Raw genomic sequence first — 24,053 nt, forward strand, 5'->3', positions numbered from 1 at the left:
GTTACATGCTTTGGGGGACTTTCACCTCGCCATAGCTCATCGCGTCCTTAAAGACTTGGTGGATTGCTTGCTGCAAGGCTTTGATGGCACTGATGTGGATGGATTTAATGGCGAGTAAATTCTTTTCAAGCAAGCCCCGATCGTAGCCATCCACACGCACTAAAATAAAGAGTTCTTGGTTATTGGTGTTGATGTATTCACCCAGTTGGACCTCTTGATCGAGGCTGGCGGCGATGGCTTGGATGACCTGTCTAAAAAGATCGTTGTCAAAGGGGCGGTTATTGGTGTTTTGGGTTTGTTTGAAAGTCTCTTTAATGGCGTTGCCGATGTGCTGAGCGACTCGAAAACGCGCCCGCTCTCTAGCGATTTTCTCTGAGCGGGCGATCTGCCCGTCTATGATGTGTGAGCTGTCGATGCCTTGTGTTACAAAAGCACTGCGGTCTTCTACCATCCAAGCGGGCACATTGGCTAGAAAAATGTCTTTTTGGTGAGTACTGGTGCAGGCCACAAAACCTAAAAGGCTGCTAAGAACCAAAGCGGGAGGTAAAAAGCGCACTTGAAACATCGTAGTTCCTTTAAACAAGTTTAGAAACTATAGTATACGCTTTTTTGAGTGAATAAGCCCCTCCCTTTTAGAGATTTATGAGAGTTGCCCTTTCACTTCGCTGATCCAAGCATCGATGCGGCTGTCTGTCAAGTCGTCTTGATTGTCTTCATCCAGCACGAGCCCTACGAATTTACCGCCCTCCACAGACCTAGAAGCCTCAAAATTATAGCCATCTGTAGAAGTGAAGCCCACAACTTTACCGGCTTTAGCCTTTTCGTAAATGTGGAAAATGCCCTCAGCGAAAGTTTCAGAGTAGGTGTCTTGATCGCCCAAGCCCACCAAGGCGATGGTTTTGTTAGCAAAATCTGCATTGTCAAGAGTACCTAAAAACTCCTCCCAGTCGCTTTGTAAATCCCCAGCTCCCGCAGTGGGTGCCACCAAGACCACAGAACTAAAGCCGTCAAAATCGGCTTTAGAGGCTTTTGCCACATCAAAAACTTTAGCCCCGCCTAGTTTTCCAGAAATTTTATTGCTGATGGTCTCAGAGTTGCCACTGTCTGTACCGTAAAAAATACCAATTGCCATGCTGATCCTTTTTTTCAAAATAAACCCATCCATTATAACGAATTTTGGTAAAAATGCAACAAGATGCTCAATAGCAACTTGCAGAGAGTTTAAAGGGGGCTTGTTTGTAGGGGTAGCCCTCAATGTCCATCACTAAATCTTGGGCTGCTTGCGGGGGGAGTTGCACCTTGAAAGACTGCGTGTAGGTGTGTACAAACACCCACTGGTATAAATAGTCTTGAAGTTTATTGTGTGGTGTGTGTAGCACATCTAGGCGTAAAAGGCATTGGTTGATGGCCAAACGGCCGACATTTTTGACATTGATCTTGGCCATGAAGGCGTTGGTGTAGTTGAAAGAGAAGGATTCGTGTATGTGGGTTTGGATTTTAAAAAGTTGTTCTTCAAGGATGTAGCGCACGGCAAAGGGCGCGCCGAGCATGCACAAAGTGGCTAAAATGTAGAAAAAATAGGACATAAACCCCCGAAACAACAAGCCGGGGATATAAAAGCATAAAAAAAACGCACAATGCGCCCCAAAGACCACCAAAGCGAAGGGACTGGTGTTTGCCCAAAAGATTTTTAAATGGGCAAGTACAGAGTGCAAAAGGGCAGTCGTGTCTATCATTATTTATTGTGTGTGGCCGCTGTTGCCTTTTGGCGGTTGTGGGTGTCTAGCCAAATATTAGGCACAGCCCCGCCGGGGACTAAGAAAATTTGGGCATTTTTATTGCTTTTCAGCGCTTCGTTGAATTGCCCTTGTGTTTCAATTTGGCGCAAACTCAACAGCTTATCTGTCAAACTTTGGGCGATGCTCAGATTTGCTGCCGATTTGGCTTTCGCTTCAATCACAATCGCATCCGCCACACCTTGTGCCTTAATGCGGTTTGCGTCCGCCTCGCCCTTAGCCAAAGCTGCCGCCTTTTGGGCTTCTTGTTTGGCTTTTTCCACCTCGTATTTCACCCGCTCGGACTCTTGACGGGCGATCTGCACTTTTTCAATTTGTTCTTTGATTTTCGTGGGCAAAACAATTTCTCTTAATTGGATGGAGCTTAGTTGCACGGGAGCGTTGGGCAGTTTAGAAACTTCTTTATTGATGTCGGTGTTGATGAGTGCGGCGATTTCGTTGCGTTTGATGGGTAAATCCTCAGCAGGGTAGCGCCCCACCACAGAGCGCACGACATCGCGCACTACGGGGTTGATGATCTTTTGCTCCCAGCTCAAGCCATAAGTGGCGATCGTTTGGGGTGTGGTTTGGGCGTTGAGGCGGTATTGCACGGTGAGCTCAATGGAAACGGTGAGTCCCCTTGAATCCATTACATTGATCGCATCGTTTCTAAAAATCCCCTGATTCTTGCCCACAATCCCCATATCCTCCGTGCGTGAAAAATTGATCGTCCGCACTCTTGTGTCGATCACCAAAATGTCTTGCACTAAGGGGATAAAGAAATGTATCCCGGGTTGTAAGGGGATCGGATCGTAACGCCCCGCCGTTACTTTAATGCCGATCTCGCCCGATTGGATCACCATGAAAGGTTTAGCCAAAAAGAGCAGAGCCACGACAATTAAAAAGACGACAAGCGAAGTGAGCTTTTTAGACTGCCATAGATTGGGCCCTAGAGGGGGCTTGAAAGGCGTGTTGTTCTTGGGGGGAGGGCTGGGGGGCTCGGGCTGGTTGCCTTGCTTTTTTTTTAAATGCTCGTTGAGATCAATGGGCATACACTTCCTTTAGACCCGAACAACATAGTGTGCGAATTTCTCCAAACCGCCGGCGGTTTCGCCCTTAACGAGCTTCATGTAAGCATCAAACAAAGCATTTGTAATGGGCTTTTTATCCGTGCCAATGGGTCTAAAATCCAAAGACTTGATGGGTAAAATCTCCATGCCTGTGCCGACAAAGAAGGCCTCCTGGGCACTGTAAATTTCCTCACGCACCACATGGCGGTGCACCATGGGGATTTTTAAATGTTCGGCGAGCTCAACGATGGTTTGGCGGGTGATCGAGTCTAGCGCATAATCTAGGGGGGGGACAATGAGTTTATCCTTAGTCACCATAAAAAAGCTCTCAGCCGAACCCTCAGCCACAAAGCCATTGACATCTAAAAGCAAGCCCTCATCGCAACCACAATCTAGGGCCTCTTGTTTAGAAAGTTGCGAGTTTAAGTAGTTGGAGCTGGCTTTGGCTTTATTCATCGTGGATTGCACGCTGGGTTTTCTGTAAGAGCTGGTCTTGACTTTAATGCCCTCGTGGGGGTTGTCCTTCCATGTAACGGTGGCGATCGCGGTGTGGATGGGCGGATTACTCGCACAAATGCCTAGAGTGCCAAGCCCCATAAACACAAAAGGGCGGATGTAGGTGTTGGCATCACACTTGTTTGCCCGCAAGGTTTCTAGCGTGGCGTGGCTCAGCTCTTCTATGGAGTAGGGGATTTTTAAGCCCACCGCCTTACACGAATCCAAGAGCCGCTGCATGTGATCGTGCAAGCGGAACACAAACAAGCCTTCTTTGCCTTTGTAGGCGCGGATGCCTTCAAACACGAGGTTAGCGTAGTGCAAACTATAACTGAGGACATGGATTTTGGCTTTGTCAAATTCAACCAAAACCCCATCTTGCCAAATATATGGGTGATTCATGATATGCCTTCCTATTTTCCTATTCTCTTAATACCTGCGCCTAGAATCCTTAAAACGCCCATTTCTGCGGGGTTTTGAACTTCTTGGGGATTTTTTAGACTCGCTTGGCTTCTGTTCTGCAAAAATACGGTCTAAATCCACCTTGTGGCTCTTAAATTGCAAACTTAAGAGCTTCAGCACCAACTGAGAGGGCTCAAACTGTTCAGTCAACTGCTCGTACAAACTCACCACCTCTGCATCCACTTCCACTTTAGAAAGGGCTTGGATCAAGCGGTCTTCGTCCATGTGCGGGATTTCATACAGCTCTAGAGATGAGCCGATGTCCTTTTGCATGCGCTGCAACTCTTTATACTCTAGAGGGGTTACAAGCGTGATCGCCACGCCCTTTTTGCCCGCCCGCCCCGTGCGCCCGATGCGGTGGATATAGCTTTCCGTGTTTAGGGGCATATGGTAGTTGAACACATGGCTCACATCGCTGATGTCTAGCCCCCGACTCGCCACATCGGTGGCGATCAACACATCGGCTTGCTTGGACTTAAAGGCTTTGATAGAGGCAAGCCTCGCCCTTTGCTCCATGTCGCCGTGCAGGGGTGTGGTTTTATAGCCCTTGGCACTCAAAAACTGGTGCAATTCATCCACTTCGCGCTTCATGCGCATAAAAATGATGCTCTTGCTGGGGGTTTCTTTGTCCAACAAGCGCATGATCGCCTCGTTGCGCTCGTGTTCGTTGATGACATAAAAGCGTTGCGTAATGTCGGCATTGGTCACATGCGTGGGGGCAATGTGGATGGATACGGGGTTTTGCAAGATTTTATTTGCCAACTCCTTAATGGGCGGGGGCATGGTGGCTGAAAAGAGCAGAATCTGCGCATCTTCGGGCAAATAATCAAAAATCTCTTCAATGTCGTCCAAAAAGCCCATGTCCAGCATTTCATCGCTTTCATCGAGCACCACGACTTTGGGCGCAAAGCGTTTGAGGCGTTTATTTTTCAAGTGATCGAGCAGTCTACCCGGCGTGGCGATCATCACCTGGGGGTTTCTCTCTAAGAGCTCGCATTGTTTGCGGATACTCTGCCCCCCATAGACACATATGGTGCGGGTGCGTGAGCTTTTACCGAGTTTAAAAATCTCATCGCTCACTTGCATGGCAAGCTCTCTCGTGGGCGTGATGATGAGGGCTTCTACGCTTTTGTTGTTTTGCAAATTTTGGATAATCGGCAGGGCAAAAGCAGCGGTCTTGCCCGTGCCTGTTTGGGCTTGGGCGATCACATCTTTGCCCTCAAGTACCACGGGGATCGCCTTTTCTTGAATGGGGCTTGGCTGGGTGAAGCCCACTTCGGCGATGGATTTTAAAATCTTAGAGTTTAAACCCAAATCTTTAAAAGACTTCGTGGGCTGGATGGTTTCTTCAGTGGGGGTTTGCATAGGTGGCTTAGTGTCCTTAATATCAATGCTAGGCGTAATCTAGGTGCAATCAATAAATTACATAGTATAGTATTATAGCAAAAAACCCTTAGGATAGGTAAATGTTGGAGGAGAACCTTTTAACGCTCTTTGACAAAACACCCCTGATTGCTTCATTTTTGGCGGGTATTCTAGCGTTTTTAAGCCCCTGCGTTTTGCCCTTAATCCCCGCCTACTTGTCCTACATCTCGCAAACTTCTTTAGAGGAACTAAAGAGCGGCAACGCCCCCCGTTTAGTGGTTTTAGGCAAGGCTAGTTTATTCGTTTTGGGCTTTGGTTTGGTCTTTTGGCTCATCGGGGTGTCTATGGCAAAAATCATGCACGCCTACTTAAACGCTCCGTGGGTTAGGGTGGTAGCGGGCTTGGTTGTGGTGGTCTTTGGTCTGCACTTTTTGGGGATTTTGCCCATCAAATGGCTTTACAAAAGCAAAACCCTAGAAGTGCGCCTAGAGTTTAAAAACCCTTTTTTAAACAGCTCCATTCCCTTCATCTTGGGAGTGAGTTTTGCTTTAGGGTGGACTCCTTGCATCGGCCCTATTTTTACGAGTATTGTATTGCTTAGTGGGGCAGAGCACGCCTATGGCATGGCACTTTTAGGCGTGTTTGTGCTGGGCTTTGGCTTGCCTTTTTTAGTGGTGGCTTTGTTGATGAATCAAGTGTGGGGGGTGCTTAAAAAAATGCGCAGTTACAGCCGAGTCGTGGAGATTGTTTCGGGCTTGCTCTTAGTGGGGATGGGGATTTTGATTTTAAGCGGACAAATGGCGCGCTTAGGGGCGTTTTTACAAATTTAAGGAGATCTTTTGTTACTCAAAAATGCAAAATTAGGGGGTGGAGTTGTTGGTGTCCGCATTGTGGGCGAGCACATCACAGAAATTAGCCCATCTTTATCCGCCACAGATGGCGAAGAAGTCCTAGATTGCAAGGGGCTGACGCTGCTGCCTAGTCTTGTGGATTTGGGCGTGTTCTTGCATAACCTGCAAGCCGCCACCTACACCGCCCTAAAAACCCAAGCCTTCAAGGGGGGGGTAGGCACACCCATGGGGATTGACTTAGAACCCCTTTACTCTTTAAACGAGCCTGAAATGCAACCTTTGGACTTTAAAGAGGCAGAGGACAATTTAGAAAGCACCATTGCCAAAGAAGCGCAAAAAGCCAAAGACCCTATTTGCTTGCACCCTTTAAACACCAAACAACGCCTGCAAAATTTGTCTAAGATTGTGAGCGGACTGAGAAGCCCTGCGTGTTTGTACATCTATAATTTGGAGGGGCAAAAGCTCTTGCCCGCCCTAGATTACGCCAAAATGCTAAACTTGCCCCTGGTGTGCGGGGTGCGTGGCTATGAGGGACGGCCCACTCTAGGCATCGTTGATGCCACACCCTTGGCCTATAGATTGGGCTTGCCTAGTGTCAGCCCCCTAATCCAAATCAAAGAGGTTGGTAAATACGCCAGCATGGCGCTGCACTCCCAGATAGACACCATGCTAGACAGCGTGGTGGAGATCGATGCCCTCAACATTGCCACGAGCCTAAAATCTCTGGGCGCACCCCTGTTCGTGCAAACCCCCCTGCACCACTTAATCCTAACCGAGAGTGTGTATCAAACCTACGACCCCCGTTTTAAAATCTTGCCCCCCCTGCAAAGCAAAGAGAAGCAAAAAGCCCTACACAAAGCCCTCAAAGAAGGGCAAATTGACATGCTAACAAGCCTACACTACACCCGCCCCCCTAAAGCGCAAGAAATCTTTGAAGAAGCCCCCTTTGGCATGCACTGCATTGAGGACAGCTTTAGCCTAGCCTACACACATTTAGTCAAAACAGGCTTAGTGAGTCTAGAAAGACTCATAGAGTTAATGGCAAGCACCCCCGCTAAATTCTTGCGCCTAAATTGTGGGGAGGTACAAGAGGGCAAAGAGGCGCGCTTGATGCTTGTAGACCTTGAGGGAGAGGTCGTGGTGCAAAACCCACACAGTCCCTACTATCAAGAGAAACTAAAGGGGGGTGTGCGCTTGGTGTTGCAAGGGGAGGACATGGTCTATGGGGCTTAAAATTTTGGGGGCCAAGTGTGTGCTCTTGTGCAACCCCAACTTTGACATTGTGCCTAATGGGGGGGTGTTGTTTGAGGGAGAACACATTTTAGAAGTGGGCGATTACGCCACACTTTATGCCAAATACCCCAAAACCCAAGCCCATTTTTATAAAAACGCCCTTTTAATGCCCGCTTTAATTAACCCGCACATCCACTTTGAGTTTGCTGCACAAAAAAACAACTTTGACTATGGGAGCTTTGAGGGCTGGCTAAGCTCGGTCATGTCTAATAGAAGCCAAGTGTTGAAGAAAGCCGCAGCGCACATGCAAAGGGCGGTGGGCGAGCAACTCATGCAAGGCGTGGGGAGTGTGGGGGCGATCAGCAGTTATGGGATCGATCGCCCCATTTTAAAAGAGAGTCCTTTAAGGGTGGTGTTTTTTGATGAGCTCATTGGAGCAAATGGCAACATTGCCCCCGCTTTTGAGGCGTTTAGCAAACGCCACGCCTTGAGTCTTGAGTGCCAAAGCCCTAAATTCACCCCCGCCATCGCCATCCACGCCCCTTATTCGGTACATAAAGGCCTCGCTCAAAAAGTTTTAAGCACCCACAAAAGCCCCGTGGTTTCCACGCATTTTTTAGAGTCTCAGGCCGAGTTAGATTTTTTAAAGGGGAGGGGGGGGTATTTCAAGGATTTTTACGCCAAACATGGACTAAGTGCCCCCCACTATGAAAGCCCTTTAGAGTTTTTAGATCTATTTCAAGGGCAAAAGTTGCTTTTAGTGCATGCCTTGTTTGCCAACAAGGCGCATTTACAACACGCCAAAAACATCGCCCATCCGACACTGATTAGTTGCCCGCGCTCTAACCGCCTGTTAAGCGGTACACTCTTGGATTTTAAGCAGGTAAACAAGGCGGGTGTGAAGATCGCCCTAGCCACCGATGGTGCAAGCTCTAATGCCAACACCTTACTTTTAGAGGAACTGCGCACCGCCTTTTTTGCCTTGAATATCCCGCTTTTAGAGGCTCTACCCCAAATTTTGCTCGGGGCGACCTTGCACGCCAGCCACGCCTTGGGGCTTAAAGGGGGGAGTTTGCAAGCGGGCTTTTTGGCAGATTTTGCCCTATTTGGCTTTCACGCTCAGGCAAATTTACAAGGGGTGTTGCACTGGCTCTTGCAGACAAGACGGGTGCAGAGTCTATACATCGGCGGGGAGTGGGTGTGTGGCTCTAAAAGGGGTTTTAAGGCAATGTAGGCTAGACTCTAGGGTTATTTGATGGGAGGTCTTAATGGAACTGCGTTTAGCAAAAATGGATCGTAAACAGAGCAAAACCCCTAGCTTGAGTTTGGAAGAGTTGCACCAAAAATACCTAAAAAGTGAGCATATTTTTTACTTTGCCCCCACCAACTCCCACAAGGACATGCTAGCGGCGGTGGCGTTTTTGGAGAAAAAGCATTGTCGGGTGCATTTGTCGCAAGTGCAGGTGAGCTCAGATGAAAAGGACTTCATTTACCAAATGCACATCATTTAAGGCAGTTTGTGAAACTTTACATTGAAACGATGGGCTGTGCGATGAATAGTCGCGACAGCGAGCATATGGTGGGCGAACTTGGCAAGGTGGGCTATGTCCAAACAAATGAACCTAGCGAGGCGGATTTGATTTTAATCAACACCTGCAGTGTGCGCGAGAAGCCCGAGCGAAAATTGTTCTCCGAGATCGGGCAGTTTGCCAAGATCAAAAAGCCGGGGGCAAAGATCGGTGTGTGTGGCTGCACGGCAAGCCACATGGGCGCACAAATCCTTAAAAAAGCCCCGAGCGTGGACTTCGTTTTAGGCGCGCGCAATGTGTCTAAGATCAGCCAAATCATCAAACAGGATAAAGCGGTCGCCGTTGATCTCGACCATGACGACAGCACCTATGTGTTTGCCAGCCAAGCCCCTAGCAACATCAAAGCCCTGTTAAACATCTCCATCGGTTGCGATAAGCATTGCACCTATTGTGTTGTCCCCCACACCAGGGGCAAAGAGATTTCCATCCCTATGGATTTACTCTTAAAAGAGGCGGATAAGCTCGCACAGGCGGGGGTGAAAGAGATTCTACTTTTAGGGCAGAATGTCAACAACTACGGCGCGCGCTTTAGCACAGACCACCCTAAAGTGAACTTCACCACTTTATTGGAAAACTTAAGCCAAATTGGGGGGCTCAAACGCATCCGCTTCACATCGCCCCACCCTCTGCATATGGACAACGCCTTTTTGGAACACTTTGCTGCCAACCCTAAAGTGTGTAAGAGCATCCACATCCCTTTGCAAAGCGGTTCTAATGCCATTTTAAAGGCAATGAAAAGGGGGTATAGCAGGGAGTGGTATTTAGATCGCATCGCCCGTTTAAAAGCCCTAGTACCTGAAGTGGGCATCAGTACGGACATCATTGTAGGCTTTCCGGGCGAAACGCCTAGAGACTTTGAGGACACCCTAGACATCTTAGAGCAAGTGCGCTTTGACACGCTCTATAGCTTCATTTACTCCCCCCGCCCGCTCACACCATCTTGCACATGGAAGAATCAAGTCCCCAAAGAAGAGTCGAGTGCGCATTTAAAACGCCTACAAAGCCGCCACAAGGAAATTTTAGAGCAAAAGGCTAGGGCAGAGCTGGGCAAAACCCACGAGGTGTTGATCGAAAAAATCACAGAGGGTGTGGCTGAGGGGCGCAGCAGCAATGGACGGCTCTTAAGCTTTGAGGCTGGCGGGGCTGGCGTGGGGGATTTTGTGGCGGTTGAGGTGGTGGCGCACCGTAAGGGGAGCTTAAAAGGGAGGATTGCTTAAGGTGTGCTGTTGAAACGCTTGAGAAATGGTTTTGTTTCCCACGCCTTGCCTGTGTTGCTCTATTGGGTGCTTAGGGTTTTGTTCAAGACTTGTAAAAACCATTTTCACTTAGCCGAGGACTTGCCAAAACAAACTTTCATCGCCAGTTGCTGGCATGGCGAGATGGCGATGTTGCCCTTTGCTTATTTGCGTGTCAAGCCCCAAGCGCATCTATCCGTGATCGCCAGCCAGCATTTTGACGGCGGTTTGGCAGCGACACTCTTTAAGTGCTTTGGGTTTCGAGCCATTAGGGGCTCTAGCAAGAGAGGCGGGGTGGGTGCGCTCATTGAGGCGATCAAAAGGCTAAAGAGTGGGGAGGACATCGGCATCACCCCCGATGGCCCTAAGGGGCCGCGCCATAGTGTTGCCGATGGGGTGGTGGCCTTGGCGCAAAAGACGGGAGCAGGGGTGGTGGTGTGCCGTGTGGTCTTTAGCAATGCTTTCACACTCAACACATGGGATCGCTTTAAGCTGCCCAAGCCCTTTTCCACCATCCATTACTATATGCTCTCCCCTTTTTTCATCCCCAAAAACATGGATTTACAAGAGGCTAAAGTGCTTGTGAAACAACGCATGGAGACGGTGTAGTGGGGGTCTTTAGCTTTTGTAGGGGTGTTATTTACGATGGTATGCGCTCTTTGTTTTTCTCCGATGTCTTCATCTGTTTTAACTTAGATCATGAAGTTTTACTTGGCCGGATAGAGAGGCTCAGATGGAGAAAAACGCGCGAAATTATCAATAAAGTCTACCCCGTGAAAAATAGCATGATCCCCATCAAGGCCTTAAAAGATACCCGCGACTATGTCAACATCTACCCTTTTTCTTACATGTGCGGGATGGCTAAGAGTGTGGATCAGGGGATGTGTAGAAAGAGCGAATTAGAGCAACACATCCCGCAGGGGATGCGTAAAAAAGACTTGATCATCTTAGAAGTGGACGACTATTGTTTTTACATCCCCAAACAATCTTTAGAGCAGGACCGCAAAATCTTTAACCTGACCATGCAAAAGATCGATTACATTTTTTCGCCCTTCTTGTTGATGTATAGCTTCATCAAGCCCATGCTGGAGGATGGTGTGGTGGTTTACGCCCTTTTAGAACACGCCCGCTTGCATGTCATGGTGAGCAACCGCGGGGACATTTGTTACAGCAAATTCTATCCTCTAGAAACGGTGAAAACAGATTTTGAGGTGCAAACCCAGGAAGACAACGAGGACTATAAGCATGAAGAGCAATTACTGCAATCTTTTTTGAAGTCCATTGAAACCAATTTGATGCAAATGGATTTTAGCTCTCCTGAAAAGCCCATCATCGAAGAAAAGCCCGTAGAAGATCCAAAAGCCCTTGTCGATAGTATCTTGCATGTCCCCGACATCGCCAAGCATTTGCAAGAGTGCATCCAAACCTGTTACAGCAACCCTGTCTACAACATTGTGGACTTCGTGGAAAAAATCTATCTCTTGCACACCTATGGAGTCTCCAAACAACTCATCGACATGCTCCAAGATGAAATGATGCTCAATGTGTTGCACACGCCCGTGTCCTTGCTCGAACAAATGGGTGTTTTAGCGAAGAAAGAGCTATACAATGAAGTTCAGCTATAGCAAACCATTCCCCAAACACATATTAGGTCCGCTTGCCAAAGTTTGGATTTTTTATATTTTGCTCTCTGTGGTGATTGTGTGGGGACTCACCCGCTTCTTGCAAAAGTACATTGAAATCACCAAAAACCAGACTGAAATCTCCCAAGTGCAAGGGCATATCTACAGCCACGAAAACCGCCGTCTTGAGGAGCGTATAGAGCGCACCAAGCAAACCTTAAAAAGCATGCGGGGCAAGGCCACCTACACCGTTAATGTCAAAGATTCGATCAAGGGGGTTTTAGAGATGATCCCCGATTCGATCACCATAGAGTCCATCACCATAGACTACTCTAGTTTGGTACTTAAGGGCGTTGTCCCCTCCAAAGAGGATTTTAAAAACACGATCCAACAACGACTCGACTCGATTTTTGAAAACAGCCATGTGGTCTTTACCCCCCTAAACAATGGGTGGTACAGCTTCATTTCCACAAACTCTTCTGTTTTACCCTTCATTGAAAAGGCGAGCAACTAATGGAACAAAGCCAAAGAAGCCCCGAACAAGTCTACATGAGTCGCTACGCCAAGGATTTGGCGTTTGAGAACTTATTTAAAAACTTCATCTTTTTTGTGGTCTTTGTGATCACCGCTATGGTGAGTGTGAGTGTATGGCTTTTGCCAAAGATTAGCGACTACCGCTCCCAAGACCTTGAAGCCCGCCAACAAGCCACGATTGTCGCCTACTACCGCAAGGACTTCGTGGGGACATTGAAAGACTACGAAACCTTAGAGCAAAATAACATCTCCCTTTTAAAACACCCCGATTATACTATGGCGACAAATAATCTAAACACACTCTTGCGCCAGCACTTCACCCACATTAAAATCCAAGAAAAGAGTAGCCGCATTGACCCCTTGGAGCGGTTTATTCACGATGAGTTGCGGGTGAATGTGCAAGCGCACAGTTTGAGCGATTTTTACGCTTTCTTTGACGGCTTAGCCGCCATCAGTGCATACACGCAAATTGAGTTTCCCATCACAATCACCAAAAACAAACACACCTTTATTTTGGATTTTGGCATGCATGTAGATTACAAGGTGATGAAACGCTGATGGAGTTTAGTTTTGACCCGAGGGCGTGCGCATCTTGTGGGGCTAGGTGCTGTTTGGGGCAAGAGGGATATATCTTTCTTCAACCCGTTGAAATGGAGGCGATCAGCGCGTTTTTAAAACTGCCCTTTGAAAAATTTACTCTGCAATACATCAAAAAGGTGGGCTACAAATACAGTCTACTAGAAAAGCCCGCAAGCGATCCCAAAGAGGGCTATGCGTGTGTGTTCTTAGATGAGGAAACCAAGCAATGCCAAATCTACCCCGTGCGCCCCAAGCAATGCCAAACTTTCCCCTTTTGGGAGTGTTTCCAAAACCCAAAAAAGGTCAAAGAACTGTGCGCCCTATGCCCCGGGGTCAAACCCCTTAACTAAAACATGTTTTTTGTGTTATATACTACAGGATACCATGCAAATTTTACACACAAGTGAGGTTTTATGCCACAACAGAGAATGAGGACTTTGAGGCTTTTTGGCTTGGGGTTAGCCCTAAACGGCATGCTTTTTGCTCAAAGCATGACCGAAGACCAACAGATCTTAATCACATCGGATGCTTTCCACAGAGGCGACTTTGCCACGGCTAAAAAGGGCTATCTACAGCTTTACAAAGAAACGAATAACATCATTTACGCCAAAGAGGCCGCCATTTCGGCCGCAAGTCTAGGCGACATTAACACCGCTGTAGAACTTGCCATGCTCTATAAAAAAGTTACCAAAAATAACAAAGACCTATCCATTAATAAAATCTTGGTGGATGGCTACATCAAGACGGGGCAAATCCAAAAGGCGATCGCCCTGTTAGAGAAAATCCGCAAAGAGGACAAATCTTTGATGTTAGATAATGTGCTAGGTTCGCTCTACATCAGCGAAAAAAAATACACCAAAGCTTTTGACATTTTAAGCAAACTCTACAACCAGGTGCACGATGAAGACACTTTAGAAAAGCTCATCACGCTCTACTTTATCCAAAACAGCCAGCAAGAGGCTGCCGATCTCATCACTTCTCATTTGGAAAAGTATGGCTGCTCACCAGACCTATGTCAAAAGAGTTTCAACACCTTGATCCAAATGAATCGACTCGATAAAGCTAAAGAAGCCTTTGGCGCACTTTATCGCAAAGACCCTGTGGTGCAAAACGCACAACTTTACATTGGGGTTTTGGTGATGCTCAAAGAATTTGACAAAGCCGAGAAAATCGCTAAAAACTTCCCCTTCAACCGCCGCTTGCTCTTAGACCTTTACACTGCCCAAAAAAACTTCGCTCTCGCATCCAAGCAGGCTGGCTTACTTTACAAAGAGCACAAAGACCCTAGATTTTTAGCCCTAGAGGCGGTCTACACCTACGAGCATCTAACCTCCAAGAAAAAACTCACAAAAACCGACATGCTCCCCATTGCCCACAAACTTGAAAAGGCGATCGCCGAGCGCCGTGCACAACTTAGGCTACACAAGGGTAAATTAGATGTCCAAGACGCTTTTTTCTATAACTTCTTGGGTTATTCGCTCATTGAATACGATTTAAATGTCCGCAAAGGGATCGACTATGTCAAAGTGGCGTTACAAATCGAGCCTAAGTCTATCTTTTACATCGATTCTTTGGCGTGGGGTTACTTTAAGCTGGGGAATTGTGCCCTAGCCAAGAAACTCTTTTTAGGCATATCTAAGCAAGACATCAACACCCAGCCCGAGCTCAAAGCCCACTCTCAAGCCATCGCCGAGTGTCAATAGAAAATTTAAAAGCTCTTTTAAAGCTCAAACAGGAAATGCGCCCCTTTGACCTGTTAGGGCGTAGCCTTGCCTACAACCCCTATTTGCCCCGCTTAAGCCTAGAGCAACTACAACGCCCCAAAAACATTCCTCTAGCCCACACCCTTTTAGCCCTAGATGTGCGCCAAGATTTAGAAGTTTTTTTAGAAAATCTACAAAAGGTCCAAGAGAGTCAAGCCCTAGCCTTGTCGCTTGACTTCACCCCCCTTTATGCCAAAGAGCCATCTTTAGAGATGTTAGATTTACTCGGTTTCGTGCGCCGCCTCTGCTCTAAACCTTTGATTTTAAAAGATTTGATTGTGGAGCGTTACCAAATTTTAGAAGCTTTGGTGTATGGTGTGGACGCGCTGATTTTAGACCCTAGTTTATTACAAAAAGATTTAAAGGACATGGTCGCCTACGCCATGCATTTAGGGTTGCTAGCCATCGTGCAAGTGGCAAGCACAGCGGATTTAAAGCACGCCATTTTAGCCAGAGCCAAAGCTCTTTACATCGTGCAAGACTTCAAAGAGATTTTGCAACTTGTCCCACAAGGTTTGGTCATCTTAAAAGACCTAAGCACCCCCCCCATCACCCCCACAAATTCTTATGGGGTCGATGCCCTGATGTTGTGGAGCTAGTAGCTGTTTTGCGCTGAAAAAAGCGCGCCCAATTTCTTTAAGAGAGTGGGGGCATCGTCTCTAGCCATCTTGACTTCAATGAAAGCGAGTTTATCGGGGTGTTTGTAAGCTTGCTCAAAAGCATGGCTCAAACTCTCAGCCGTATCTACTTTGAAAGACAGGGGCTTTCTGTGCAAATGCACATCAAAGACCTCTAAAAGTTTGGTGTAGTGCCACATATTGATATCGTTGTATTTGCGCTCAGGCCCGTGGATGCAACGCTCAACCGTGTAACCATCGTTGTTGACCAACACAATGATAGGTGTGATGTCCTCCCTTAGCATGGTGGAGAGCTCTTGAGCGGTGAGTTGAAAAGAGCCATCGCCCACCAAGAGCACATTGCGCCGTTTGCGATCGGCTAGGGCACTCCCTAACAATGCCCCAAAGGTGTAGCCAATCGAACCCCAAAGCGGTTGCCCGATAAAGCTTGTCCCCTTCGGCAAATTTACATCTACCGCCCCAAAAAACGAGGTTCCTTGCTCGGCAATCAAAACCCCGTTGGGCTGTAAATGTTCTTCGACCACTTTGAAGAATTGCTTTTGGGTGAGTTTGCCACTGAAGTGGGGTTCTTCTTTGGGTTCTTTGGGAGGTATTTTGGATTTAAACTTGAGATTTGAGAGCCTTTTAAGCACATCTTCCATGAGAATATCGCTATAAACTTTCTCATCTATTTTGCTGTAGAGAGGATGGATTTCTATTTTTGGAGTGGGTTCTTCACAAATGTAGTGAAACCCAGCAGTTAAAGAGTCGGTGAGTTTCACACCGATTAAAATGCTGCAATCGGACTCTTTAATGGCGTTAGTAACCCGTTCATCGCTCAAAACCCCGTTATAAACCCCGATAAAGTTGGGGTGTTGCTCGCAAAACACCCCCTTGCTCATAGAGAGAGAGGCGATGGGTAGATCTGTAGCTTCTATGAAGTCTTGTAATTCTTGGTTTAAATGGCAGCGGTTCACTTCGTAGTCGGCTAAAGCAATGAAGGACTGATAAATTTTTAAATTCTTTTTTACCGCTCTAATGAAGTCGTTGAGGGTCTTTTTATCGCTCTTGGGTTTGTAGACCATGGGGCTTGAAACTTCAATTTGCATGTGGGGTACATCGGCAGGAATACCGATATACACGGGTTTTTTATGCAATACACACTCGGCCAACACCCGATCGATCTCGCTCTTGGCATTTTGTTTATTCAAGATTGTTTGTGCCACACTGATGCCTTGATACATCGCATAAAACTTCATGAACTCGCCATCACCTAAGGTGTGGTGCACAAAGCGTCTGTTTTCCAACACATTGCGGGAGGGCATGCCCACGATTTTCACCACAGGCACGCTCTCGGCATAAGAGCCCGCTACACCATTGATGGCACTGAGCTCGCCCACACCAAAAGTGGTTAAAAGTGCGCCCATCGGTTTGATACGGGCATACCCATCTGCTGCATAAGAGGCGTTGAGCTCGTTACAGTTGCCGATCCACTCCAAATTAGGATCGTTTTCAATTAAGTCTAAAAAGCCCAGATTATAGTCTCCGGGTACACCAAAAACATGCTCCACGCCACAATCTTTCAATCTGTCCAGCAGATACCGACCAATGCTGATTACCATAAAAACTCCTTGCTTTTTTCGAAAATCATAAGCGTCATTTTAACCCAAAAAGGAAATAAAATTAAAATTTATATCTGGTGTTTGCTGGTATTTGAATAAAACAATTTTTAGCCGATTATAGGTGCGCCAAAGCAAGGAAGCTTTAGGAGATTAACAAGGAGTTAGTATGGCATTTCAGGTCAACACAAATATCAATGCGTTGAATGCCCACGCTGTGGGGTTGGTAACACAACGCGATTTAAAGGAATCGTTGGAGCGGTTGAGTTCTGGACTACGCATCAACAAGGCCGCCGATGATGCCTCAGGGATGACGATCGCCGATTCACTGCGTTCTCAGGCAAAGAGTTTGGGACAGGCGATCGCCAACACCAACGATGGCATGGGGATCATCCAAATTGCCGACAAAGCGATGGATGAACAAATCAAAATCCTAGACACCATCAAAACAAAGGCAACCCAAGCCGCTCAAGACGGACAAAACACACAATCTCGGAAGGCTTTGCAAGCCGACATTGTGCGCTTGATCCAAAGTTTGGACAACATTGGCAACACCACTGCTTATAATGGACAGACTCTTTTGGCCGGTTCTTTCTCTAACAAAGAGTTTCAAGTGGGGGCTTACTCTAATGAGACCATTAAGGCGAGCATTGGGGCGGCCACTTCTGACAAAATTGGACAAACCAAGATCGTTACGGGTGCAACCATCACTGCCTCTGGCGATGTGGCTTTGACTTTTAAACAAGTCGATGGCACTCATGATGTGAATTTGGAGAGTGTGAAAATCTCCACTTCTGCAGGTACAGGTTTGGGTGCTTTGGTAGAGGTGATCAATAAAAACTCCAACGCCACCGGCGTTCGAGCGACCGCGAATGTGATTTCCACTTCAGACACCGCTATCCACTCAGGTAGTCTGCACAATTTGGTGCTCAATGGCATACATATTGGGAATGTCGTGGGGATCAAGAAAAACGACAGCGATGGCCGTTTGGTGGCGGCTTTCAACGCCATCACCGCCCAAACAGGCATCGAGGCCTACACGGACTCTGAGGGGCGCTTAAACCTACGCAGTCTAGATGGGCGGGGCATTAGCCTAAAAGCAGATAACGAAGGCGGAGGCGATAAAAAAGGTGGGGGCGGGGGCGCAATGGCTCTCGACACCCTCAATGGTGGCCAAAAAATCACAAATGGGTCTGTCAACTATGGGCGTTTGTCCTTAGTGCGCCAAGATGCCAGAGATATTTTAATTGTTTCTGGGGCCAATGTAACCGATGCCAATGCGGGCTATAAAGCCATTGGGTTTGGCAAAGGCGAAACCGCCAGCACCACTGTCAACCTAAGAGATGTTCTAGGCGAATTTAACCAAAATGTGCGTAGTGCTTCTGGGGCAAACTACAACAACACCCTATCTAGAGAAAATCTCACACTAGGTTCTGGGGTTACGACCCTTAAGGGTGCAATGGTGGTGATGGACATTGCCGAATCTGCCCAAAAAATGTTAGATAAAGTCCGCTCCGACTTGGGTTCTGTGCAAAACCAAATGGTGAGCACTGTCAACAACATCACCATCACCCAAGTGAATGTGAAAGCCGCTGAATCTCAAATCCGCGATGTGGACTTTGCCGAAGAAAGCGCAAACTTCAGCAAAAACAACATTTTGGCGCAATCTGGCAGCTACGCAATGAGCCAAGCCAACACTGTGCAACAAAACATCCTCCGCCTTTTAACATAGGGCCTTCGGGCTTTAGGTGAGCCACAAGGCGATTTCATCCGCTAGGAAGAAATCGCATGCGACCAGTCGCTGGTTGCTAACTTTGCATTTTTTCTCTTCTACAAGGGTTTGGACTTTTTTGGAGTCTAGCCCTTCTAACCCCACTCCCAAATCGCAGCGTAACCCTAAAAATAACCGCTCGAGCTCTAAATCCTCATCGCTTAAATGCTCTATGCGCCGTTTGAGGGGGTCTTTAATGTAATTTGCCACATTTTTTTGTTTGTAAAATCTCTCTTTACCCACACGCCCCACAGCCCCAGCCCCACAGCCCAAATATTCACCCCCGCCCAATAGCCTAAATTGTGTTGCACTCGATAGGGTTTGGCGTAATTAGACACTTCATAGGGCATAAAGCCCAAATCCTTTAAGGTGTTTTGCAAGAAAGTGTCGGCATTTAAAAGTGCGTTGGGGTCTGTGTCTTTGGCTAAACGGGTGTTATCTTCAAGGGTTAGGCTATAGACAGAGAGGTGATCGATGGGAAGATTGCTTGCGTGTTGGCATTCTAATTGAAGACGCTCTGGAGTGTCTAGGGGGGTGTTGTACATTAAATCGATGCTTAAGTGTGCAAATCCGCTTTTATACGCAATCTCAAGGGCTTTAAAAATGTCTTGCTTGCCATGTTCTCTTTGCAAGAATTTTAATTTATCGGCAAAAAAGCTTTGCACACCCAAAGAGAGGCGGTTAGCCCCAAGTGCCCTTAGAGTCTTGCACCATCCTTTAGTGATGAGATCGGGGTTGGCTTCTAAAGTGATTTCTATCTTTGGAGTGTGATTTGCGTGGATGGCAATGGTGCTACAAATGCGCTCGTAGTGCTTGGTTTCCAGTGTGTTTGGCGTGCCACCGCCGATAAAAATGGAGCTCAAGACCGAGGTGTTTTTAAGGCTGTCTTTGAGGTCTACAATCAAGGCTTCCACATAGGCATCTTTTAAAGAGTCTAATCCACTAAAGGAATTGAAAGCGCAATACCCACATTTGCTTGTACAAAAAGGCACATGGATATAAAGACTAGGGGCTCTTTGGGGCGTGGATTTAAGCATGGCTTAATCCTTTAAATAATATCATCTTAGCATACTTTTTGATAAATTTAAAGGAGCTTGTTTTGAAGAAGGTTTTATTCTTGGGTACCGTGTTGGGTCTTGGGCTTTTAGGAGCGGCAGAACCTGCTGAATTGATAAAAAAATGTGCCGGTTGCCACGGACCTACTATGAACCACAAGGCTTTTGGCAAAGGACATGTTGTGAATACACTTGACAGCGCGACCATTAAAGAAGACTTGAAGGGCTATAAGGCGGGTACACTTAACCGCTATGGGGCAGGTGGCGTGATGCATGGACAGGCAAAATCTTTGAGTGATGCGGATATCGAGGCTCTAGCAAAGTTCATCCCCACTCTTAAAAAATAACTTTTAACGCTGACAGGGGAGATGGGGTTTTCTTTCAGTTTTGTGTGTGTTATAATGTCGCCTAGTTTTTGGCTTTAAGTGCCAAAGTAAAGGACAACTATGGACACCAAAAAAAGTTACCGCCCAAATGTGGCCGCTGTTGTGCTTTCTTCCCACTATCCTAGGGATTGTGAATTTTTTCTCGCACAACGGATAGACATTCAAGGGGCTTGGCAGTTCCCCCAAGGGGGGATCGATCAAGGCGAAACCCCCTTAAAAGCTTTGTATCGTGAACTTTTAGAGGAGATCGGTACGGATGCAATCGAGGTGATCGCCGAATATCCCAAGTGGATCACTTACGACTTCCCTCCCACGATGCCTAAAAAACTCTACCCTTTCGATGGACAAAAGCAGAAGTATTTTTTGGTGCGGCTCAAAAACAATTCTTTGATCAATATCCAAACCCTTTCGCCCGAGTTCAACCGCTATTGTTTTGTCAAAACCCATGATCTTTTCCACCGAGTTGTACACTTCAAGCGCCAGGTTTACCGCCAAGTGATCGGCTATTTCCGCAAAGAAGGGTATTTATAAAATGTTGGTGGTGCAGAAGTTTGGGGGGACGAGCGTGGGTAGTTGTGCGCGCATTGAGGCGGTCGCCAAGTGCGTGATTGAAAGCAAAAAACTCTATGAGGATTTGGTGGTCGTGGTTTCGGCGATGGGCGACACCACGGACGATTTTTTAAACCTTGCCCACTATTTTGGCGCACGCTCTAACCAAAGAGAATTGGACCGCTTGCTAAGCAGTGGGGAGCAAATCTCTAGTGCCTTGCTTGCCATTGCTCTAGAGTCTATGGGGCAAAAAGCGTGTTCGCTCAGTGGACGGGAAGCGGGGATTTTAACCGATGCCCACTACACCAAAGCCCAAATCTTAGACATCAACACGGCCAAAATTCGCGAACTCTTGGCGCAAAACTTTATCGTGGTGGTGGCGGGCTTTCAAGGCATTAGCCAGAGTGGGGAGATCACCACTCTGGGGCGGGGAGGCAGCGACTTAAGCGCAGTGGCTCTAGCCGGAGCTTTGCACGCGGGGCTGTGCGAAATTTACACCGATGTGGATGGCATTTACACGACAGATCCACGCATTGTGCCAAACGCCCGTAAAATCGATGAGATCAGCTATGAAGAAATGTTGGAGTTGGCTTCAATGGGAGCGAAAGTGTTGTTTAACCGCTCTGTAGAGCTGGCTAAAAAATACAACATCCCCCTTGTTACACGCAATTCTTTCAACAATGTAGAGGGGACACGCATCACTTCAGAGGAGCAAATTTTGGAAAAACCCATCGTGAGTGGCATTGCCCTAGACACCGACCAAGCCCGCGTGAGCATTATAGACGCTTGCGATTGTCCGGGCATTGCGGGCAAGATTTTCGGGATTTTGGCTGGGGCAAACATCAATGTTGATTTGATCGTACAGACCGTGGGGCGTAATGGCAAAGCCGAAATCAACTTCACTGTGCCCAAAGGCGATTTAGACACTTGTTTACAAGTGTTGAAAAACATACAAAACATCGGTTCGATCGAGCACGACGACAAGATCGCTAAAGTGTCGATCGTGGGCGTGGGGATGCGCTCACACTCGGGGATCGCCAGCAGTGTTTTCAACGCCCTAGCCAAAGAAAACATCAACATCATGATGATCGGCACGAGCGAGATTAAAATCTCTGTAGTGGTGGACATTAGCGTGGCCGAACTTGCGCTCAAGACCCTACACACGACCTTTAAACTCGACCTTTAATGCGCCTTAAAGAGTGGCTTGCCGCATTGCAAAAGGAGGGGTTTTTATGTCTTGAGCCACCCCGAGATTGCGCCCCTTTGCTGCGCGCTACGGAACATATTTTAAAGGGAGGCTGTGTCCTCATCGCCACAGACAACCAAAGGGCGTGGCTTAAAACCTATGCTCTGACGCATTTAAACGCCCACCCCATGCACCCCCTCATACCTGTCTTTGACCCCTTGCAAAGCTTCCAAACTTATTTACGGCAAAGCCCAGACATCTCTTTGGTACGCAACACTTTAGATTTGGTTTACCAAAACTACATCTTTTGGTATGTAGGGGCGGATAACTCCCAAATGGCACGGCTTGCCCTAAGCGTGGGGAAAAGTTTATGGTGGCTTTTAGACAACCCTAAAGAGGGGGCGATTTGCTTTGAATCCCTTGACCCCTTGCTCGATCACAAACTCTTGCAGCTGTATCGGGTGTTTGTGCGCATGGTGCTTGAAAGTTTGCTAGGACAAGTGAACCTAAATGACTAGCCAAATCGTCTATACAAACTCCCCCCACGATGAAGCCCAAAGTTACAAAGCGCAATTAGAGGCGCATTTTAAAGCCCAAAACACCCCCTTTTTGCTCGAGCTTGTGTGCCAAGATGAACTCAAAATTGAACACGCCCACGAGATCAAACGCCGCTGTGTGCTCAGTTTCTCAGGGCAAAAGGTGTTTGTCATCGCCGCCCTTAGCCTAAACATTTTCGCCCAAAATGCCTTGCTTAAAATCCTAGAAGAACCCCCCAAAAACACTCTATTTATCCTCATCACCAAGCACCCAAGTGCTCTACTTGCCACGATCTGCTCAAGACTGCCCCACACCGACAAGCGCACCAAAACTACGCCCCCACCCTTTGGGCTCGATTTAAAAACTTGCGATTTATGCGCTCTGCATCAATACTTGCAAAACGCGGACAAACAATTCAACCAAGAAGAGGTGAAAATCCAAATCACCGCCCTTTTAGAGGCGACCAAGCAAGCGGGCATCCGCCTAGGCCCCACACAGTTAGCGCAATTTGACAACGCCATTCACGCCAACGCCCTTTACTTGCGCCCCAGCTACAACCTTTTACCCCTGCTTTTAAGCGTGTTGCAAGTGAGGGGCTAGTGTTTTTGCAAAGACTCCACCCCGCCAGCTTTTCTTGTGCCCTAAAAGATTTGGGTGTACACCCCACAGGGCAAGCCATCATGGCCAACAAAGCCAAACTTTTGAGTTTTAAAATCACCGACTTGCCCCTAAGCGCCACTTTGATTTTAAAACAAGAGGCGTTGCGTGCGGGCGCGGAGCTGGCCACGCCCAAAGATTGCATTTTGGCACAAGAAAAAACTTATGATTGTTTGCTTGTCGGCACTTTAGACCAGCTCCAGCACTTAGTCCAAAAATGCGCTAAACAAGACTTTGGGCTTAAAAAACTCGCCAAAGAGTTAGAAACCCACTTCACCCCTCCCCAAGTTACCCCCGCCTTAATGGGGATTGTCAATGTAACTCCAGACAGCTTTTATCCCAACAGCCGCCACAGCGCAAAAACCGCCCTAGAACAAATCTACAAATTCTTGGAGCAGAAAATCGCCTACATAGACATTGGGGCAGCTAGCTCTAGACCGCATAGTCTTTACACAGACGCAGACACAGAGATTGCCCGCTTAGAAGAATTGTGTGCCGAAATTAAGAATCAAAACCTCTACAAACACGCCAAGTTCAGCATAGACACCTACAACCCAAAGACCGCCGCCTTTGCCCTAGAACATGGTTTTTGCGTACTCAACGATGTCAATGGCTTGAGGGATTTGGAGATGTTTTCTGTGGCCAAAGAGTTTGGGGCGCAAGTGGTTTTAATGCACTCTTTGGGTGTGCCTTTAAAAGCACACCAACAGCTCACAGCTAAAAACTTATGGATGGAAATGGAAGCGTTTTTTGCCGCCAAAATCACCACCCTAAAAGAGCATGGCATCAAAGACATCATTTTAGACATCGGGTTTGGCTTTTCTAAACAAATGCCCGAAAATTTAGCCCTCATCAAGCACTTGGCACATTTTCTACACTTTGGCTACCCTCTACTTGTGGGCTGTAGCCGTAAAAAGAGTGTGGGGGAAGTGTGCACTAGAGAGGTGGAGGATCGCCTAGCCGGTACGCTCGCCTTGCATTTAAAGGCTCTAGAAAATGGGGCAAGTATCTTAAGAGTACACGACACTCAAGAACATTTAGACATTTTGGCGATTCACAATGCCTTTTTGCAAACTCCCTGAATTACCATCCGCTACAAAACT

The 24,053-nt window shown here is 47.3% G+C and carries 28 protein-coding genes; 19 read left to right on the top strand and 9 right to left on the bottom strand.

Translation table 11 applies throughout. The annotated features are described in order from the left end of the window. Position 1: 1 nt before the first annotated feature. The 6 genes from K6J72_RS03195 to K6J72_RS03220 all read right to left on the bottom strand — a co-directional run bounded on the left by K6J72_RS03195 (position 2) and on the right by K6J72_RS03220 (position 5,188). Positions 2–565 carry a hypothetical protein gene (locus tag K6J72_RS03195; protein WP_221280610.1) on the bottom strand — a complete coding sequence of 188 codons (564 nt, stop codon included), beginning with the start codon at positions 563–565 and terminating at the stop codon, positions 2–4. A gap of 75 nt (positions 566–640) precedes the next feature. Then, the gene (locus tag K6J72_RS03200; RefSeq protein ID WP_221280612.1) at positions 641–1,132 is read right to left on the bottom strand and encodes a flavodoxin; all 492 of its coding nucleotides are present in this window, start codon (positions 1,130–1,132) and stop codon (positions 641–643) included. A 67-nt stretch (positions 1,133–1,199) separates the two neighbouring features. Beyond that, positions 1,200–1,736: a DUF2393 family protein gene (locus tag K6J72_RS03205; protein WP_221280614.1), complete on the bottom strand. Its 537-nt coding sequence runs from the start codon at positions 1,734–1,736 to the stop codon at positions 1,200–1,202. Further along, positions 1,736–2,827 carry a prohibitin family protein gene (locus tag K6J72_RS03210; RefSeq protein ID WP_221280617.1) on the bottom strand — a complete coding sequence of 364 codons (1,092 nt, stop codon included), beginning with the start codon at positions 2,825–2,827 and terminating at the stop codon, positions 1,736–1,738. The genes K6J72_RS03205 and K6J72_RS03210 overlap by 1 nt, the downstream gene beginning before the upstream one ends. 9 nt (positions 2,828–2,836) lie before the next feature. Next, a complete protein-coding gene (locus K6J72_RS03215; RefSeq protein WP_221280619.1) occupies positions 2,837–3,742 on the bottom strand; it encodes a branched-chain amino acid transaminase in 906 nt (301 codons plus the stop codon). A 27-nt stretch (positions 3,743–3,769) separates the two neighbouring features. Further along, on the bottom strand, positions 3,770–5,188 hold the full coding sequence (locus K6J72_RS03220) for a DEAD/DEAH box helicase (protein WP_430886748.1): 1,419 nt from the start codon (positions 5,186–5,188) through the stop codon (positions 3,770–3,772). 80 nt (positions 5,189–5,268) lie between these two features. Between K6J72_RS03220 and K6J72_RS03225 the strand changes: the two genes are divergently transcribed. From K6J72_RS03225 to K6J72_RS03280, 12 genes are all read left to right on the top strand, one after another. Continuing rightward, the gene (locus tag K6J72_RS03225; RefSeq protein WP_221280622.1) at positions 5,269–5,997 is read left to right on the top strand and encodes a cytochrome c biogenesis protein CcdA; all 729 of its coding nucleotides are present in this window, start codon (positions 5,269–5,271) and stop codon (positions 5,995–5,997) included. 9 nt (positions 5,998–6,006) lie between these two features. Beyond that, positions 6,007–7,251, top strand: coding sequence for an amidohydrolase family protein (locus K6J72_RS03230; RefSeq protein WP_221280628.1), 1,245 nt, complete (start codon positions 6,007–6,009; stop codon positions 7,249–7,251). Continuing rightward, entirely contained in the window at positions 7,241–8,485 is a 1,245-nt protein-coding gene (mqnF, locus tag K6J72_RS03235) for an aminofutalosine deaminase family hydrolase (RefSeq protein WP_221280629.1), read from the top strand. Before K6J72_RS03230 ends, mqnF begins: the two co-directional genes overlap by 11 nt. Before the next feature lie 34 nt (positions 8,486–8,519). Then, positions 8,520–8,762, top strand: coding sequence for an HP0268 family nuclease (locus K6J72_RS03240; protein WP_221280630.1), 243 nt, complete (start codon positions 8,520–8,522; stop codon positions 8,760–8,762). An 8-nt stretch (positions 8,763–8,770) separates the two neighbouring features. After that, on the top strand, positions 8,771–10,057 hold the full coding sequence (miaB, locus tag K6J72_RS03245; protein WP_221280631.1) for a tRNA (N6-isopentenyl adenosine(37)-C2)-methylthiotransferase MiaB: 1,287 nt from the start codon (positions 8,771–8,773) through the stop codon (positions 10,055–10,057). A 3-nt stretch (positions 10,058–10,060) separates the two neighbouring features. Further along, a complete protein-coding gene (locus K6J72_RS03250) occupies positions 10,061–10,684 on the top strand; it encodes a lysophospholipid acyltransferase family protein (protein ID WP_430886740.1) in 624 nt (207 codons plus the stop codon). Between the two features lie 41 nt (positions 10,685–10,725). After that, positions 10,726–11,700 carry a hypothetical protein gene (locus K6J72_RS03255; RefSeq protein WP_488592941.1) on the top strand — a complete coding sequence of 325 codons (975 nt, stop codon included), beginning with the start codon at positions 10,726–10,728 and terminating at the stop codon, positions 11,698–11,700. Then, on the top strand, positions 11,684–12,211 hold the full coding sequence (locus K6J72_RS03260) for a hypothetical protein (RefSeq protein WP_221280634.1): 528 nt from the start codon (positions 11,684–11,686) through the stop codon (positions 12,209–12,211). The genes K6J72_RS03255 and K6J72_RS03260 overlap by 17 nt, the downstream gene beginning before the upstream one ends. Further along, positions 12,211–12,789 carry a hypothetical protein gene (locus K6J72_RS03265; protein ID WP_221280636.1) on the top strand — a complete coding sequence of 193 codons (579 nt, stop codon included), beginning with the start codon at positions 12,211–12,213 and terminating at the stop codon, positions 12,787–12,789. Before K6J72_RS03260 ends, K6J72_RS03265 begins: the two co-directional genes overlap by 1 nt. Next, positions 12,789–13,160, top strand: coding sequence for a YkgJ family cysteine cluster protein (locus K6J72_RS03270; protein ID WP_221280638.1), 372 nt, complete (start codon positions 12,789–12,791; stop codon positions 13,158–13,160). The genes K6J72_RS03265 and K6J72_RS03270 overlap by 1 nt, the downstream gene beginning before the upstream one ends. 78 nt (positions 13,161–13,238) lie before the next feature. Further along, entirely contained in the window at positions 13,239–14,513 is a 1,275-nt protein-coding gene (locus tag K6J72_RS03275) for a tetratricopeptide repeat protein (RefSeq protein WP_260320693.1), read from the top strand. A gap of 35 nt (positions 14,514–14,548) precedes the next feature. Beyond that, a complete protein-coding gene (locus tag K6J72_RS03280; protein WP_260320661.1) occupies positions 14,549–15,172 on the top strand; it encodes a beta/alpha barrel domain-containing protein in 624 nt (207 codons plus the stop codon). On the opposite strand, the gene K6J72_RS03285 is transcribed toward K6J72_RS03280, so the two are convergent. Next, a complete protein-coding gene (locus K6J72_RS03285; RefSeq protein WP_221280654.1) occupies positions 15,169–16,812 on the bottom strand; it encodes an alpha-keto acid decarboxylase family protein in 1,644 nt (547 codons plus the stop codon). The genes K6J72_RS03280 and K6J72_RS03285 overlap by 4 nt on opposite strands. 166 nt (positions 16,813–16,978) lie before the next feature. Between K6J72_RS03285 and K6J72_RS03290 the strand changes: the two genes are divergently transcribed. Further along, complete coding sequence (locus K6J72_RS03290; RefSeq protein ID WP_221280659.1) at positions 16,979–18,541, top strand: flagellin A; 1,563 nt, start codon at positions 16,979–16,981, stop codon at positions 18,539–18,541. Between the two features lie 12 nt (positions 18,542–18,553). Here K6J72_RS03290 and K6J72_RS08310 read toward each other — a convergent pair whose 3' ends face one another. Both K6J72_RS08310 and hemW read right to left on the bottom strand, forming a co-directional pair. Further along, the gene (locus tag K6J72_RS08310) at positions 18,554–18,790 is read right to left on the bottom strand and encodes a hypothetical protein (protein WP_260320662.1); all 237 of its coding nucleotides are present in this window, start codon (positions 18,788–18,790) and stop codon (positions 18,554–18,556) included. After that, positions 18,751–19,617: a radical SAM family heme chaperone HemW gene (gene hemW, locus K6J72_RS03295; RefSeq protein ID WP_260320663.1), complete on the bottom strand. Its 867-nt coding sequence runs from the start codon at positions 19,615–19,617 to the stop codon at positions 18,751–18,753. The genes K6J72_RS08310 and hemW overlap by 40 nt, the downstream gene beginning before the upstream one ends. 167 nt (positions 19,618–19,784) lie before the next feature. On the opposite strand from hemW, the gene K6J72_RS03300 reads away from it, so the two are divergent. The 6 genes from K6J72_RS03300 (at position 19,785) to folP (ending at position 24,032) form a co-directional block, all read left to right on the top strand. Continuing rightward, complete coding sequence (locus tag K6J72_RS03300) at positions 19,785–19,982, top strand: c-type cytochrome (protein ID WP_430886749.1); 198 nt, start codon at positions 19,785–19,787, stop codon at positions 19,980–19,982. 99 nt (positions 19,983–20,081) lie between these two features. Further along, on the top strand, positions 20,082–20,552 hold the full coding sequence (locus K6J72_RS03305; RefSeq protein WP_221280661.1) for an RNA pyrophosphohydrolase: 471 nt from the start codon (positions 20,082–20,084) through the stop codon (positions 20,550–20,552). Position 20,553: 1 nt separating this feature from the next. Then, positions 20,554–21,756: an aspartate kinase gene (locus tag K6J72_RS03310; RefSeq protein ID WP_221280662.1), complete on the top strand. Its 1,203-nt coding sequence runs from the start codon at positions 20,554–20,556 to the stop codon at positions 21,754–21,756. Positions 21,757–21,833: 77 nt separating this feature from the next. Next, positions 21,834–22,274 carry a HobA family DNA replication regulator gene (locus tag K6J72_RS03315; RefSeq protein WP_221280665.1) on the top strand — a complete coding sequence of 147 codons (441 nt, stop codon included), beginning with the start codon at positions 21,834–21,836 and terminating at the stop codon, positions 22,272–22,274. Then, positions 22,267–22,893: a DNA polymerase III subunit delta' gene (locus tag K6J72_RS03320; RefSeq protein ID WP_221280666.1), complete on the top strand. Its 627-nt coding sequence runs from the start codon at positions 22,267–22,269 to the stop codon at positions 22,891–22,893. The genes K6J72_RS03315 and K6J72_RS03320 overlap by 8 nt, the downstream gene beginning before the upstream one ends. Further along, positions 22,893–24,032, top strand: coding sequence for a dihydropteroate synthase (gene folP, locus K6J72_RS03325; RefSeq protein ID WP_221280668.1), 1,140 nt, complete (start codon positions 22,893–22,895; stop codon positions 24,030–24,032). Before K6J72_RS03320 ends, folP begins: the two co-directional genes overlap by 1 nt. Positions 24,033–24,053: the final 21 nt, after the last annotated feature.

It is taken from the genome of Helicobacter sp. NHP19-003, from assembly GCF_019703305.1.
In the GTDB taxonomy this organism is placed as follows: domain Bacteria; phylum Campylobacterota; class Campylobacteria; order Campylobacterales; family Helicobacteraceae; genus Helicobacter; species Helicobacter gastrocanis.

Bases quoted from the DNA above. Each gene is read 5' to 3' on its own strand.
- K6J72_RS03200 (WP_221280612.1), bottom strand. From the start codon at position 1,132: ATGGCAATTGGTATTTTTTACGGTACAGACAGTGGCAACTCTGAGACC.
- K6J72_RS03195 (WP_221280610.1), bottom strand. From the start codon at position 565: ATGTTTCAAGTGCGCTTTTTACCTCCCGCTTTGGTTCTTAGCAGCCTT.
- K6J72_RS03210 (WP_221280617.1), bottom strand. From the start codon at position 2,827: ATGCCCATTGATCTCAACGAGCATTTAAAAAAAAAGCAAGGCAACCAG.
- K6J72_RS03305 (WP_221280661.1), top strand. From the start codon at position 20,082: ATGGACACCAAAAAAAGTTACCGCCCAAATGTGGCCGCTGTTGTGCTT.
- K6J72_RS03205 (WP_221280614.1), bottom strand. From the start codon at position 1,736: ATGATAGACACGACTGCCCTTTTGCACTCTGTACTTGCCCATTTAAAA.
- hemW (WP_260320663.1), bottom strand. From the start codon at position 19,617: ATGCTTAAATCCACGCCCCAAAGAGCCCCTAGTCTTTATATCCATGTG.
- K6J72_RS03300 (WP_430886749.1), top strand. From the start codon at position 19,785: ATGAACCACAAGGCTTTTGGCAAAGGACATGTTGTGAATACACTTGAC.
- K6J72_RS03285 (WP_221280654.1), bottom strand. From the start codon at position 16,812: ATGGTAATCAGCATTGGTCGGTATCTGCTGGACAGATTGAAAGATTGT.
- K6J72_RS03290 (WP_221280659.1), top strand. From the start codon at position 16,979: ATGGCATTTCAGGTCAACACAAATATCAATGCGTTGAATGCCCACGCT.
- K6J72_RS03240 (WP_221280630.1), top strand. From the start codon at position 8,520: ATGGAACTGCGTTTAGCAAAAATGGATCGTAAACAGAGCAAAACCCCT.
- K6J72_RS03280 (WP_260320661.1), top strand. From the start codon at position 14,549: ATGCGCCCCTTTGACCTGTTAGGGCGTAGCCTTGCCTACAACCCCTAT.
- mqnF (WP_221280629.1), top strand. From the start codon at position 7,241: ATGGGGCTTAAAATTTTGGGGGCCAAGTGTGTGCTCTTGTGCAACCCC.
- K6J72_RS03270 (WP_221280638.1), top strand. From the start codon at position 12,789: ATGGAGTTTAGTTTTGACCCGAGGGCGTGCGCATCTTGTGGGGCTAGG.
- K6J72_RS03320 (WP_221280666.1), top strand. From the start codon at position 22,267: ATGACTAGCCAAATCGTCTATACAAACTCCCCCCACGATGAAGCCCAA.
- K6J72_RS03275 (WP_260320693.1), top strand. From the start codon at position 13,239: ATGAGGACTTTGAGGCTTTTTGGCTTGGGGTTAGCCCTAAACGGCATG.
- K6J72_RS03215 (WP_221280619.1), bottom strand. From the start codon at position 3,742: ATGAATCACCCATATATTTGGCAAGATGGGGTTTTGGTTGAATTTGAC.
- K6J72_RS03255 (WP_488592941.1), top strand. From the start codon at position 10,726: ATGCGCTCTTTGTTTTTCTCCGATGTCTTCATCTGTTTTAACTTAGAT.
- K6J72_RS03310 (WP_221280662.1), top strand. From the start codon at position 20,554: ATGTTGGTGGTGCAGAAGTTTGGGGGGACGAGCGTGGGTAGTTGTGCG.
- K6J72_RS03260 (WP_221280634.1), top strand. From the start codon at position 11,684: ATGAAGTTCAGCTATAGCAAACCATTCCCCAAACACATATTAGGTCCG.
- K6J72_RS03225 (WP_221280622.1), top strand. From the start codon at position 5,269: ATGTTGGAGGAGAACCTTTTAACGCTCTTTGACAAAACACCCCTGATT.
- K6J72_RS03265 (WP_221280636.1), top strand. From the start codon at position 12,211: ATGGAACAAAGCCAAAGAAGCCCCGAACAAGTCTACATGAGTCGCTAC.